Below are 12,585 nucleotides of genomic sequence, written 5' to 3' on the forward strand. Positions count from 1 at the left end.
TTACAGCTGCGCCTCCACTTCCTGGCGGGAAGGCATTCCACCCTGCGCACCAAATTTTGTGACTGATATCGAGGCAGCCCGGTTTGCAAATCTGACGCTGTCCTGCAGCGTTTTGCCCTCAGCAAGCGCAACAGCGAAAGCAGCGTTAAACGTGTCCCCGGCTCCAGTCGTATCCACAGCCTCTACCTTGTAGGTAGGAACTACGATCTCCTGCTCGCCATTATAATATCGAACGCCGTTACTGCCTTCTGTCACGAACAGTTTGTTCGGATATTGGCGGAGCGCTTCCTGCGGACTTAATCCTTCAAAGATAATGGAAGCCTCATGCTCGTTGGGCGTAATATAAGCCGCATTCTCAATGACTTGGGCTGGAATCGGACGGGCAGGCGCAGGATTGAGCAGAAGCTTGACATTATATTGTGCGCAAAGCTCACTGACATGGACCACCGTCTCTTCCGGGATTTCCTGCTGGATCATCACGATATCTGCCGTCTGGATCACCTGGGCAGCACGGTCAATATAAGCCGGTGTCACTTCGTCGTTGGCCGCCTTAACAACAACAATGCTGTTGTCGCCTTCAGCCAATACGATATGAGCAGTACCGCTTTCCATACCTGTAACCGGTTCCACATGACTTACAGAAACTCCGTTTTGCTTGAAGTTGGTTATGATTTGCTCTCCGAAGTGATCGTCTCCCACTCGGCCGATCATCGTAACTTCAGCTCCCAGACGGGCAGCCGCCACAGCCTGGTTGGCTCCTTTACCACCGGGTACTGTCTTGAAGCTCTCTCCGAGCACTGTTTCTCCTGCTCCTGGACGTTTGGCCGATGTAACGACCAGATCCATGGAGCTGCTTCCAATCACACAAATTTTAGCCATGTTCTCTCACCTTTCTGGTTGTGTCCCGTTCAATGAACTGGACAGGCATCTGAATATTTCTCTCCGGCGGCTCTTGCTGCTCAATCAGCTGAATCAGCAGATTTCCGGCAGCTCTCCCCATCTCATAAGCAGGCTGATGAACGGTGGATAACGATGGGGACAACAGCCGGCTGAGCGGGATATCGTCAAATCCCACAATCTGCAGATCGTCCGGTACTTTACGGCCAAGCCGGTGTGCCTCCTGCAGCACGGCCATCGCGACAATATCATTACTGGCAACGACCCCGTCGGTCTCAGGAAAACGATTGAATAATTCCGCAGCCCAGTATTCTGCTTCATGGAAGGAGAAGGAGTTGGTCTGCAGTGTCTCATACAAGACTCCTGACTCAGCCAGAAACTGTGCCGCCCCCTCAAACCGGTCCTGAGCCGGCCGGATATGCTCCGGTCCGCGCATAATGGTAATGCTGCGGCTTCCGCATCTCACCAGCGCCTGCGCCGCAAGCCGCCCCCCTTCGCGTCCATCCGCATAGACGGCTGGACTATCATTGGAAGTACGGTCCAGAAACACAACCGGCATCTTCAGCTTCTGGTAGGCATCTGCTTCCGCATCCATTGTGGAGGAGATGACGCCGACGACATTATTTTGTACAAAGGTCTGCATATATTCGAGCTCTTTACTACGATTCTCATCACTGTTACCGAAGATCAGCCGGAAATCATTCTCCTGCATAATATCTTCGACCCCTCTTGCCAGCTGTGGAAAGTAGGGGTTCGCGATGTCCGGCAGCAGCAATCCAATAAGTCTTGATTTCTTCTTATAAAGCGATCGTGCGACCTCATTGGGTGTATAGTTCAACGTCTGGACAGCGGCTTCCACCTTGCGGCGCGTATCTTCATGTACATATCCGGTCTCATTAATGACCCTGGACACGGTAGCGACAGATACTCCGGCCAAACGGGCTACTTCCTTGATTGTGACCATAAACCTTCACCTCTTATGCTATAACCCGTTTCTGTAACCGGTTACACATTGAAGATATCACATGAGATAGATCTTTGCAACCTTTTCTATCTCTTAGGTACTTGGAAATTTTTACATGAAAAACTCCCTATCCCTATCTTAAACCAGACACCTTACGATTTGACGACAGAAACCGAATTGTCTATGATCCGAATGGAGGTGTTACAACCAATGACTACGCTGCTTCTGCTTGGCAGTATCGCTATGCTGCTGGCTGTCGCTATCGGTGCTTTTGGAGCCCATGCCCTGCGTCACCGGTTGAAGCCGGACATGATGAAGGTATACGAGACCGGTGTGCAATATCAGCTGGCTCATGGCCTCGGACTGCTCGTTCTCGGTTCTGCCGCTGATCGCCTGGCGGATTCCTCACTGGTATTAACCGCAGGCTGGCTGCTCTTCGCCGGCATCGTGCTGTTCTCGGGCAGTCTGTATGTACTCAGTCTCTCCGGCATTCGAAAACTTGGAGCCATCACGCCCATAGGCGGTCTCGCTTTCCTAGCCGGCTGGATTGTATTCATGGCAGCTGTTCTGCAATAGCAGAGCAAAAAGGGCTAATCCCGGCTGATTGCAGCCTGCAGATTAGCCCTTCCTTATGCTATAAGTCATTTCTAACGGATACTGCCAAGCCCTGAGAGAATCTCATAAGATCTTAATCTAGCCGGGTGATCGTAAATCATAGAAGTGATCATCAGCTCATCCGCCTGGGTATCCTCGATAAACTGTTCCAGTTGGGCTTTCACTTTCTGAGGACCGCCCTTGATCGTCGACTTGAGCTGCTTATGAACAACCGCCTTCTCATACTCGTTCCACTTGCCCTCCATCACGGCTGGCGGCTGCACCTTGCCGACCTGACCGCGAATCATGTTCAGAAACTGCTGCTCGAGACTTGTGCCAAGCCAGTCAGCTTCTTCATCTGTGTCGGCGGCGATCGCGTTAACGCCAACCAGCGCGTAAGGCTGCTGCAGGAATGCAGAAGGCTGGAACTCATTCCGGTATGCCTTCAGGGCACGCTCCATATAATCCGGTGAAAAATGTCCCGCAAAGCCGAATGGCAAACCAAGCCTGGCTGCCAGCTTCGCACTGAAATCACTCGATCCGAGCAGCCAGACCGGTATGTCCAGACCCTCACCCGGTACCGCCCTCAGCGGGGCATGATAGGATGTGGCCGAAGCATCAAAGAACTTCATCAGCTCAGCCAGCAGCTCGGGAAAATCCTCTCCGCTGTTCAGGTCTCTGCGCAGCGCCATCGTCGTGCGCCGGTCACTCCCGGGCGCTCGTCCCAGTCCAAGATCAATCCGTCCGGGATACAACGATTCCAGGGTACCAAACTGTTCTGCGATGACAAGCGGAGCGTGATTCGGCAGCATAATCCCCCCCGAACCCACCCGGATCTGCTTTGTCCCTCCGGCAAGGTAGCCGATGACAACCGATGTCGCGGAACTGGCTATACCCGGCATATTGTGATGCTCAGCTACCCAGTAGCGGTGATACCCCCAAGTTTCGGCATGTTGTGCAAGGTCCAGGCTGTTACGCAGCGCGTCTGATGCAGCGGCGCCCTCGACAATTGGAGACAAATCAAGAATCGATAATGGTATATTTCCCAGTGTGCGGGGTCGTTCGTTAAATATAAATGACGGATTCATGCAGTAGTCTCCTCCTGTCCGTTACGAATGTCTGATATAGCTGATATTTACCCGTCCGGGAAGCTTGTTTAACCTGCCGCTGCAGTGCCGTAGCGTTCAGCCAGCAGCTGTTCGATCCGTTCCACAGCCTCCTCCAGGCTGGATGCCTCTATGTTCACAGCTGACTCCAGTTCATATTGTTCCGTACTGTGAGCATACCGGGGATCATAATAGTATTCGAGCAGCAGCTCTACCGCACGCCCGTAACGCGCTTCAGACAGACACATTTCAATCTCGTTTGCAACCGGCGTATGAATTCTGGATTTGATCTGGTGAAAGGCGTGAATACATTCTTCCTGATGCTCTTCCGGGCGATAATCTTCGAGAATGGTCCGGATTCGGCTTTCTAACGGCATCTGCAGAAAAATATGGTATCCGCTCTCCTTCTTGAACATCAGTGAATCAGGAAGTGCTACTTTTCCAATACGTCTGCTCTCCGCTTCCATCAGCAAATAGCCGGATTCCTTATGGGTCATTAGCTCTTCCAGCAGCAGAGAATCAAAGGTTTTCTGATTGTTGGCTTTGAGACCAATTTGTCCAAATATGGAACCCCGATGGCCTGCCAGCCCTTCCAGATCCAGGACAGGATATCCTTTCTCCTGCAATTTGCGCAGCAGTGCCGTTTTGCCGCTGCCGGTATTTCCGTGTATGACACAAGCCTCCGGCTCAATCGGCGCCTCGCCTAAGGTCTGAACAACCCATTGACGATAGGCACGATATCCGCCGGCGAGTCTGTAGGCTGATATGCCCATTAAGGAAAGCACCGTCGCTGTAGTACGGCTTCTCATTCCTCCGCGCCAGCAGAATACAGCCTTACGCTGGGGGATAGCCGCAAATTTCTTGATAAATTCAGGCAGCTTGGCTGATACAATCTCGAGTCCCCGATCTTTTGCCGCCTGCACACTGACCTGCTTATATAAAATACCGATCTCGGCCCGTTCATCGTCTTCAAAAATCGGAATGTTAATACTGCCCGGAATGGTTGCTTCGGCGTATTCGGATGGAGAACGAACATCAATCATGACGAGGTCTTTGGTCCGATGCTGCTCCGCCCATTCTTCCAGTGTTAAATCCTGAAACATGGTATGGTCTCTCCTTCTGCTTCTTCTCGTTGTCGATCTTAGACTTCCTGCTTAGATTACACGGATCCGTCCCGGGTGCTGTTCCGTCACTTCACCGATCAGGCTCGCTTCTACTCCGGCTTCATGCATATCCTGCAGCAGCTGGTCGGCTTGTTCTGCTGCAACCGAGATTAAGAGTCCCCCAGAGGTTACGGCATCACACAGAATCCATCGACCGACCTGATCAAGGGTATCCGGAAAATCGATACTGTCTTCCACATGGGCATAGTTATTGCGTGTGCCGCCAGGGATAATTCCCTCATCAGCCAGCTCGCGGGCACGCGGCAGAACAGGGACCTGACGCTCGGTAATCTCGATTCCGAGGCCGCTGCCTTTGGCCATTTCCAGGGCATGACCCATCAGCCCGAATCCGGTGACGTCTGTCACAGCGTGCACGTCGTAAGCTTCCATCGTTTCGGCTGCGGTCTTGTTCAATGTCGCCATTACACGAGTTACATTGGCAATTTCTTCTTCATTTAGCATACCCCGTTTAATCGAAGTAGTCAGAATACCGACACCGATCGGTTTGGTTAGAATCAGCTTGTCACCGGCTTGGGCGCTTGCGTTCGCACGCACTTTGTCCGGGTGAACGAGACCGGTAACCGCCAGACCAAACTTGGGCTCCTTATCATCAATAGAGTGACCGCCTACCAGCGTCGCACCGGCTTCCTTCACTTTATCTGCTGCGCCGCGAAGAATTTCGGTCAGAATGGATTTATCCAGCGTGGCAATCGGAAAAGCGACAATATTCATGACCGTCAACGGCTTACCACCCATGGCATAGATATCACTGATGGCATTAGCGGCAGCGATCTGGCCGAAGGCGTACGGATCATCCACAATCGGTGTGAAGAAATCCAGCGTCTGTACAAGTGCCAGATCATCGTTAAGCTTGTACACTCCAGCATCATCACTGGTATCAAGACCGACCAGCAGATTGGGATTCGGCTCAGCTGCCGGCAGTCCGCGCAGAACCTGGGCCAGGTCAGCGGGACCAATTTTACAGCCGCATCCCCCTTTGCTTGATAAGGACGTTAATTTGATGGGTTCAGACAGGGACATTATCATCTCACCTTTCGGGTTATAATTTATTCTGGTAAATGTATGGGTTCAGCAGCATACTGGTATCAAAATCATAGTCGCGTACAACGGCTCGGTTACTTCATTTACGGAATCACTGTATATTGTCTTCCAAAAAAACAAATTAATCAAGATCACCTATATAAATTATGGTATAATAGCCCGTGGCCGTGATTCGGCTTGAATTTACATCAGGAGGCACAATATGAACCGATCCATAGATCACCATTCCACCCCGCGGTTTCCCTGGTCCAAGAAGTCACTGCTCCTTGCATTTTTGTTTATTATCGTGGCAGTGATCGGATTGTCTTATGTTAAATGGTGGCCTTATTACCACAAGGCCTTTACCGCAGCGGACAAGCACTCCATTGGCGGATCCATCCTGGCAGGTGCCAGCTCTGATGGGCCTTCCTGGGCGTCAGCCCTTGATTACGCAGCGGCATACTTTAAATCTGTCTGGAAGGCAGCTGTTTTGGGCATCCTGCTAGGCTCCCTGATTCAAGTCCTTCTGCCAGCCCAATGGTTATATAAAGTGCTGGGCAAAGCCGGCTTCAAGAGCACACTAATCGGCGGTGTAGCTTCCCTGCCCGGTATGATGTGTACCTGCTGTGCTGCTCCCGTAGCCGCCGGCATGCGCAAACGCCATGTGTCTATCGGGGCCAGCTTGGCGTTCTGGCTGGGTAATCCCATCCTGAACCCGGCAACCTTGATCTTCATGACCTTTGTACTGTCCTGGAAGTTCACGCTGCTGCGCGTCGTATTCGGGATCGTATTAACCTTTGGTGTCAGCTATCTGGCCAACCGGTTTGCCAGCAAGACCGAGGTTCCTCAAGAGCTGGAACCGCCGGTTGAAGCTCCTGTGCATACCCAACCCTGGTTCACCCGCTGGATGAGAAGTCTTTTCTCCATGATTATCAGTGTCGTTCCGGCTTATGTGATCGCTGTACTGCTGCTTGGTGCATTCCAGAGCTCCCTGTTCCCGGTTTGGGTTAACGGTGGTATCGCTGCGATTCTGGTATTTGCGCTCGTGGGGACCCTTTTTGTTATCCCGACAGCTGCAGAAATTCCTATTATTCAGTCTTTCCTGACACTTGGAATGGGAACCGGACCTGCGGCAGCTTTGCTGCTGACTCTTCCGTCTGTCAGCCTGCCGTCTATTCTTATTCTTGGACGCGCCTTTCCTAAAAAGGTGCTGCTCTTCGTTTCATTATCTGTAGTGGTTGTCGGCATCGTATCCGGAATCATCGGAAGCTGGGTCCTGTAATTTGTACTAGAAAAGGGTTGTCCACGGTCCTCACAGACATATCGGACAACCCTTTTTTTCATACCTCCATCTCATCTTCAAGCTTATTTTTTCTCATTGTGCTCCTTCGTTTTGAAGCCTGATTGAAGGCCCTGCTTCCCGTGGACCGCAGTCTGCTTCATCACCGCAGGAATGCCAAACAGACTTGTCGCACCGGCGGCAGCCGTATGAGATGTAATGGATTCCTCCATCACCGGAACGGCTTGACCTACAGCAGCGCTTGAATCCTGCCGATCAGCATGGTCATATTTGACAGCGATCTTATTCAGTTCCGATGAAACACTATGTAAGGATTGGACGAACGTCTGCATACGATCCTTGGTTTCTATGTACTGCCCGTAAAACTGCTCCTTCGTGACCCCTTCCCATATGGACTCAAGTTCCAAAAGGCTGCGTTCCAGTCCCTGAATTAATTCACTGCTCTCCCCCTCAGCCTGACTGAACCGGGAGGAAGTCTCCAATAGCTGCTTCGGCGTGACCAAAATACGCTTGCTCATCTGCTGAACGCTCCTTCTAAGTCCTGATAAGTCCTCATAAATCACTCTTTATTAACCTATTTCTGCTAGGATGTAACAATAAGAGATTCCTCTATAATTATCTGTTTTAATTCTAAACGGCTTGCTTCCATTCCTTGACCTCTAACACTTTAATAAAGTATTATAGTTATCTAAAGTAAGTGTGATTGGAGGCCGGCATCATGTTCTACGGGATTACCCTGGTTATCCTTCTTCTGGATCAACTCTCCAAATGGTGGATTCGAACCCACCTGCAAGTCGGCGGCTCCATGGAGATATGGAAAGGTGTGCTCCGCTTTACTCATTATGAGAATGCAGGTATTGCGTTCAGCCTGCTTCAGGGGTACGGCCGCTGGTTTGTTCCGGTTGCAGTTTTGTTTGTTCTGCTGATTCTCTATTATCGCCGCCGCGGCATGCTTGGCGGACGATTGGGAGACGCTGCCGCAGCCTTTTTTGTCGCGGGCGCGCTTGGTAACGCCCTGGACAGACTTCTGTTTAACCAGGTTACCGATTTTATTGCCTTCGACTCCAGTAACGGCATTCTGAACCTGTCCGACTACGCATTGAATATCGGGTTAATTCTGTTTATCCTGGATTGGCTTATCAGCAGCATCTGCAGTTCCTTCTCATCAACAAGCAGGCCGTCCGGGAGATAAAACCAGAACCGCCTGCTTGTCAGTTATGTGAAACCTAGTCGCGCGGGTAGTTCACCTGCATAATATCCATAAAAGGCACCTTCACCAGCTCTTCCTGTTGCTGTACATGTACCTTGCCTGTTCTCGGGTCCATACCTGCAATCACACCTCGCACTGTTTCTTCCTTCCCCCACACCGTCAATTCAATCTCTGACTCCTCATGCATTGCCTCCGTCAGCTGATTTCCGATTTCCTCCAGAACAAATTCATCTCTGGTCGGTCTCTTGGCAACTTTTGCTTTGGCCATCCGGGTACCTCCTTCTCTCTCGAATGCGAAAACCTGTTCGTTCATTCCATCACTATAGTCTACCATATTTGACAGTTAAATGGCTCAGCAAATGAAAGAAAAGTTAACTAACTTTCCTCATCTGATCACTCTGATCCTGCTTCCTCGCTTTTGAGTTGGTGCTTCTCCAGGTTCACGGTATCCATCAGCCCGATTTCCACCCCTTCTCCCAGCAGATACAACCGCTGTGTCTCCCGCTGAGCATCATCCTGAATTGAGATTTGACCTTGTGCATTAACGACTCGATGCCATGGAAGCTGATAACGGCTGCTCATGGAATGAAGAATACGGACAACCTGCCTGGCCGCACGGGGACTACCCGCCATGGCAGCGACCTGACCGTAGGTCATGACCTGCCCCTCCGGTATTTTACGAAGGATCTCGATCACTCTGGCTGTAAAAGGCTGCATAACCGTGCCTCCCGTTCACTCGTCTATCCTCCCATCATACCGATTTCATCTGTGCTCAGGCAACTCTGTCTAACCAGACACCAAAAAACCCTCCTGTAAAGGAGGGCTAATCATTCATTGGAAGTTACTCTATGTCTGTCAAGCATTGCAGCTGCACCAATTCAAAATTATTCTTATCGGCTCACCTTTACAACGAGGGTCTCACTGGACGTTGTCCCGGCTTCATTCACAAATTCAGCACGATACATGTATTCTCCAGGCTTACGTCCACTAATCGCCGTCTGGGCCTGCTGGGCAGACGGCGTAGCCGCCGCCAGAGCCTGGGTATCGATCAGCTGGTCATTCTCGTACAGCTTGTAAGAGGCTGCGTTTGTTCCCCACCACAGATGGGCAGATACGACATATGAGCCGTCTCCATCCCAGTTATCATGGGACAGCACCGGTTTGGCCGGATTGGCATCCCGTACTTCTAAACTTAGTGGAGCTGTCTTCGTTGTGCCGAATGCGTTAACAAGTTCAGCTGTGTAAGTGTATGTTCCGTTCGATTTCCCGGTTACAGGAAACACGGTGCTCTGGGCGCTTGGCGAAGCTGCCTTTAGATTCTGGGTACTGATCAAAGCCCCATTCTCATACAGCTTCACCTGACTCGCATTGTTCCCCCACCAGAGGTTAAGTTTGATGTTGTATACCCCGTCCAGCAAGCCTGTATCATAACCGTTGTCACTGGATAAAACAGCAGCTGCAGGAGCCCCTGAAGCTGCCGGATCTGTGACCGGAGGCTCAGAAGTCTCGTGAGCAGCAATGTCGGCCGATCCTCTTGGCTTCAGCTGGTAGGCTCCTTTGAAGATGGAAGCAACCCCTGTAATATCTACCTTGTCGCCAGCCTGGAAAGCAAAAGCGCTTTGTGTAAATCCTGTACGAGCATCGACACGAATATGGCTGATCGTCCCGTTGTCTGCTGCAGCATCAAATTCAAAAGACCCGGCTGGCGTCGCGCCGACCACATTGCTGATGGTCACGCCAGTCAGTTGAATCAGCTGTCCTTGATTGCTGCCGGTTACAGCCTCCGCCGCCACCGCTTCCGGCAGTGGCGCGGTGCCTGTCTTCTCCACAGACACCGGATCCGTAAGCTCCATCTCCGTGTTGTACAGGGCCAAGGAAGCTGTTACCTTGATCCGGTCGCCCTGATGAAACCCGCTTTGACTCTGGTACACATAGATTCCGCCGCTCTCATCCTGCAGGTAGAACGCCTGTCCGCCAAACGCTCCAGGCTCGGTGGTTACCACCCCTTCCACTGTTACCAGAGTACCTTCAGCCTTACTGCGCGCTTCGGCAATGCTCACCTGAACCGGCACCGGATTCCCTGCCTCAGTCAGCGGTTCGGCAGGTACGTTCGCAATGGTGACGGCCGTTGTCAGCAGATTGCTTCCATTCTGCCGCAGTCGCAGATTGGCTGCTCCTTCTGTACCTGGCTTCATGCGGACCGTCAGATCCTTGTACGCATGTCCTTTGCTGTCTGCTGTCAGACTGAACGTCTGACTATACCCGTAAGCAGACGGCCAGGTGCCGTCACTGTTCTGAATCTGGGCAACCTGCGTACCGCCAGCCGTATAGATTCCTGCACTGAAGCCGCCAAGCGTCGCGTTTGCCGCTAATTGATCAGCCGTTACGCGAATCTGAAATACCTCACTGCTCGGAAGCTGTGCCTGCTTGACGAATCCGTAGGCTGCATTCGCAGCAGCAGCCGGCCCGCCGTAGGAACCCGGCTTGAACGTCGAAGCGTCGTACCATTTGTATCCCGCGGCAGGTGCAGACCAAGGTTCAGCCTGAGGTTCTGTGGATGTCTGCGGGGTCTCCATCGGAAGCAGCTTGGTTGCCGCATCCAGCTTCAGGTTGGGCACCTGTGTAAAATCCGTGTAATCTTCCTTGTCTGCCAGCCAATCCACCATCTGGACGAGAAGCTTGGCATCATCCTGTTCCTTGAAGCCATCGTAGGTTGTCTTCCTGGCTCCAGTCTCCTCGCGGAGGTATTTAGGCGTTGCATCTTCAACCGGGGAGGAATCTCCAATAAAAGCAGCTTTGCCTTTCTGGACCTTGGCCACAGCTGCATAAGGCCCTTCCGCTATACCGCCGCCATTATAGACTCCCTGATCGACTGCACTCCCCCATGCTTCCGAGGTCTGCGGAAGATAGACAATCCCTTTAGCTTTGGCCGGATCCACAATGGCGAGTGTAGAACCTGCGTGCATAGCTACATTCGATACCCCCTTCGTGATACCGAAAGACTGTTCCGGGGATACAATATTATTCGCGTTAATGTCACCCAGGGCATTGTAACGAAAACGGATACCGAAATTTGCAGCCAGCCAATCCGAGCTTGTTACCCCCTGCATAGCTGCCGAATTACGCTCCTCGGTGGACATGCCTTTGGCCGGGTCGTCCCAGGCACCGCGGCGATAACCGTTAATGGACTCGGATCCGTCCCAGCGGTTTTTGTTGCGGTCTGCGTTGTAGTGATCTCCAATGAAGAAAATACTACCGCCGCTTTTCACATACTGCTCCATGGCGGCCTGTTCGGTTGTCTTAAAAGGAATATTGGGCTCTGCAATAACAAATACATCATAATTGCTCAAATCGCTATACGTGAAAGGTCCGGATTTACGCAGTTCCTGGACGTCAAAACCATCCTCGGCCAACGCGTTGCCAAAATCAGAGAACCCGCCGTCGATGACCCAGTCGGCTGCTCCCGAGGTTTGACCGTGCGTGTTGTCGAATAGAATTTTTTTGCCGGCATGCTCGTTGACCACCTTTGCCTCAATGCTTGGTGCCGGATCACTCGGACCCTCGGCATGAGCCTCATTTCCTCCGATCCATCCTGGCTGCAGCGACAGGGCCAGCGACAGAGCCAAGGCTGTCTTTACCCCTGCTGCTCTCAGTCTAGCGAATGTTCCCATCATATTCCTCCTTAGGTTTCTATTAGGTAGGTAACTGTTTGACGCCCCCATTCTACCACAGAAAAAAAGGATATGGTGCCGTTTTATGTAAAAAAATCTATGACAAAAAACACCGCATATCCATCGATTTGCGGTGTCCATACATGTCATCTATAAGGATGCGCTGCTTTATTCTTGACTTAGGAGCTGCAGCCCTCGCATTCATAATACTGCTGCGTCGCATCCAGCGTCTTCAGCAGCTGACCCACAATAACATCTTCCAGATCAACAAACTCCAGATCAGCGACTCTCTCACGGATTGCAGTTCTGGCCTGCTCCTCATTCTCCGCCACCCAGCTGAATTCACCTTTATAGCCGGTCGACTTCACTTCATATTCAAACAAATAACGTATCATCTATTCTCCTCCTTCACCAAAACGGTTCTACCATTGTGCCACGAATCTAAGACAAAAGGGAAGACTTATTATCCCAGAATAAATAGATTTACATTCTTCTTTTCAATATAAAACGCTATCATTCAGGCCGTAATAATGGTCGAATCTTCCTCTATGCCCATTGATCTACTAGAGCGTTCCCTCTTTTAGGTATGTTACATTAATTCCAAGCATTTAAGTGGACTATCCACAGATTACCTGTAAT

General features: G+C 51.4%; 13 protein-coding genes. 3 read left to right on the forward strand and 10 right to left on the reverse strand.

The features are described from left to right. Together rbsK and Q5741_RS04140 are read right to left on the reverse strand one after the other, a co-directional pair. Complete coding sequence (gene rbsK, locus Q5741_RS04135; protein ID WP_305022800.1) at window positions 1–879, reverse strand: ribokinase; 879 nt, start codon at window positions 877–879, stop codon at window positions 1–3. Next, entirely contained in the window at window positions 872–1,861 is a 990-nt protein-coding gene (locus tag Q5741_RS04140) for a LacI family DNA-binding transcriptional regulator (RefSeq protein ID WP_305022801.1), read from the reverse strand. Before Q5741_RS04140 ends, rbsK begins: the two co-directional genes overlap by 8 nt. Before the next feature lie 210 nt (window positions 1,862–2,071). Here Q5741_RS04140 and Q5741_RS04145 point away from each other — a divergent pair, with 210 nt between their 5' ends. After that, window positions 2,072–2,437, forward strand: a complete 366-nt coding sequence (locus Q5741_RS04145; protein ID WP_305022802.1) for a DUF423 domain-containing protein — start codon at window positions 2,072–2,074, stop codon at window positions 2,435–2,437. Between the two features lie 71 nt (window positions 2,438–2,508). Here the strand turns inward: Q5741_RS04145 and Q5741_RS04150 are convergent, their stop codons facing one another. The 3 genes from Q5741_RS04150 to selD all read right to left on the reverse strand — a co-directional run bounded on the left by Q5741_RS04150 (window position 2,509) and on the right by selD (window position 5,765). Next, window positions 2,509–3,543, reverse strand: a complete 1,035-nt coding sequence (locus tag Q5741_RS04150; protein ID WP_305022803.1) for an LLM class flavin-dependent oxidoreductase — start codon at window positions 3,541–3,543, stop codon at window positions 2,509–2,511. 68 nt (window positions 3,544–3,611) lie between these two features. After that, a complete protein-coding gene (gene mnmH, locus Q5741_RS04155; RefSeq protein WP_305022804.1) occupies window positions 3,612–4,664 on the reverse strand; it encodes a tRNA 2-selenouridine(34) synthase MnmH in 1,053 nt (350 codons plus the stop codon). A 51-nt stretch (window positions 4,665–4,715) separates the two neighbouring features. Beyond that, window positions 4,716–5,765: a selenide, water dikinase SelD gene (selD, locus tag Q5741_RS04160; RefSeq protein WP_305022805.1), complete on the reverse strand. Its 1,050-nt coding sequence runs from the start codon at window positions 5,763–5,765 to the stop codon at window positions 4,716–4,718. Window positions 5,766–5,988: 223 nt separating this feature from the next. Here selD and Q5741_RS04165 point away from each other — a divergent pair, with 223 nt between their 5' ends. Beyond that, entirely contained in the window at window positions 5,989–7,047 is a 1,059-nt protein-coding gene (locus Q5741_RS04165) for a permease (protein WP_305022806.1), read from the forward strand. Window positions 7,048–7,130: 83 nt separating this feature from the next. Here the strand turns inward: Q5741_RS04165 and Q5741_RS04170 are convergent, their stop codons facing one another. Beyond that, window positions 7,131–7,583, reverse strand: a complete 453-nt coding sequence (locus tag Q5741_RS04170) for a WXG100 family type VII secretion target (protein ID WP_305022807.1) — start codon at window positions 7,581–7,583, stop codon at window positions 7,131–7,133. Between the two features lie 200 nt (window positions 7,584–7,783). Between Q5741_RS04170 and lspA the strand changes: the two genes are divergently transcribed. Continuing rightward, window positions 7,784–8,257, forward strand: coding sequence for a signal peptidase II (gene lspA / locus Q5741_RS04175; RefSeq protein ID WP_305022808.1), 474 nt, complete (start codon window positions 7,784–7,786; stop codon window positions 8,255–8,257). A gap of 34 nt (window positions 8,258–8,291) precedes the next feature. Here lspA and Q5741_RS04180 read toward each other — a convergent pair whose 3' ends face one another. The 4 genes from Q5741_RS04180 to Q5741_RS04195 all read right to left on the reverse strand — a co-directional run bounded on the left by Q5741_RS04180 (window position 8,292) and on the right by Q5741_RS04195 (window position 12,341). Further along, window positions 8,292–8,543, reverse strand: a complete 252-nt coding sequence (locus Q5741_RS04180; RefSeq protein ID WP_305022809.1) for a YolD-like family protein — start codon at window positions 8,541–8,543, stop codon at window positions 8,292–8,294. A 125-nt stretch (window positions 8,544–8,668) separates the two neighbouring features. After that, window positions 8,669–8,992 carry an MGMT family protein gene (locus Q5741_RS04185; protein ID WP_305022810.1) on the reverse strand — a complete coding sequence of 108 codons (324 nt, stop codon included), beginning with the start codon at window positions 8,990–8,992 and terminating at the stop codon, window positions 8,669–8,671. A 173-nt stretch (window positions 8,993–9,165) separates the two neighbouring features. Further along, the gene (locus tag Q5741_RS04190) at window positions 9,166–11,946 is read right to left on the reverse strand and encodes a DUF5689 domain-containing protein (protein WP_305022811.1); all 2,781 of its coding nucleotides are present in this window, start codon (window positions 11,944–11,946) and stop codon (window positions 9,166–9,168) included. 179 nt (window positions 11,947–12,125) lie between these two features. Beyond that, a complete protein-coding gene (locus Q5741_RS04195) occupies window positions 12,126–12,341 on the reverse strand; it encodes a hypothetical protein (RefSeq protein ID WP_305022812.1) in 216 nt (71 codons plus the stop codon). Window positions 12,342–12,585: the final 244 nt, after the last annotated feature.

The sequence above is a fragment of the Paenibacillus lacisoli genome (assembly GCF_030580655.1).
GTDB classification, from domain to species: domain Bacteria; phylum Bacillota; class Bacilli; order Paenibacillales; family Paenibacillaceae; genus Paenibacillus; species Paenibacillus lacisoli.

Excerpts from the sequence above, each read along its gene's own strand:
- Q5741_RS04170 (WP_305022807.1), bottom strand. The coding sequence starts at position 7,583 with ATGAGCAAGCGTATTTTGGTCACGCCGAAGCAGCTATTGGAGACTTCC.
- Q5741_RS04165 (WP_305022806.1), top strand. The coding sequence starts at position 5,989 with ATGAACCGATCCATAGATCACCATTCCACCCCGCGGTTTCCCTGGTCC.
- Q5741_RS04145 (WP_305022802.1), top strand. The coding sequence starts at position 2,072 with ATGACTACGCTGCTTCTGCTTGGCAGTATCGCTATGCTGCTGGCTGTC.
- mnmH (WP_305022804.1), bottom strand. The coding sequence starts at position 4,664 with ATGTTTCAGGATTTAACACTGGAAGAATGGGCGGAGCAGCATCGGACC.
- Q5741_RS04180 (WP_305022809.1), bottom strand. The coding sequence starts at position 8,543 with ATGGCCAAAGCAAAAGTTGCCAAGAGACCGACCAGAGATGAATTTGTT.
- rbsK (WP_305022800.1), bottom strand. The coding sequence starts at position 879 with ATGGCTAAAATTTGTGTGATTGGAAGCAGCTCCATGGATCTGGTCGTT.
- lspA (WP_305022808.1), top strand. The coding sequence starts at position 7,784 with ATGTTCTACGGGATTACCCTGGTTATCCTTCTTCTGGATCAACTCTCC.
- Q5741_RS04150 (WP_305022803.1), bottom strand. The coding sequence starts at position 3,543 with ATGAATCCGTCATTTATATTTAACGAACGACCCCGCACACTGGGAAAT.
- Q5741_RS04195 (WP_305022812.1), bottom strand. The coding sequence starts at position 12,341 with ATGATACGTTATTTGTTTGAATATGAAGTGAAGTCGACCGGCTATAAA.
- Q5741_RS04185 (WP_305022810.1), bottom strand. The coding sequence starts at position 8,992 with ATGCAGCCTTTTACAGCCAGAGTGATCGAGATCCTTCGTAAAATACCG.
- Q5741_RS04190 (WP_305022811.1), bottom strand. The coding sequence starts at position 11,946 with ATGGGAACATTCGCTAGACTGAGAGCAGCAGGGGTAAAGACAGCCTTG.
- selD (WP_305022805.1), bottom strand. The coding sequence starts at position 5,765 with ATGTCCCTGTCTGAACCCATCAAATTAACGTCCTTATCAAGCAAAGGG.
- Q5741_RS04140 (WP_305022801.1), bottom strand. The coding sequence starts at position 1,861 with ATGGTCACAATCAAGGAAGTAGCCCGTTTGGCCGGAGTATCTGTCGCT.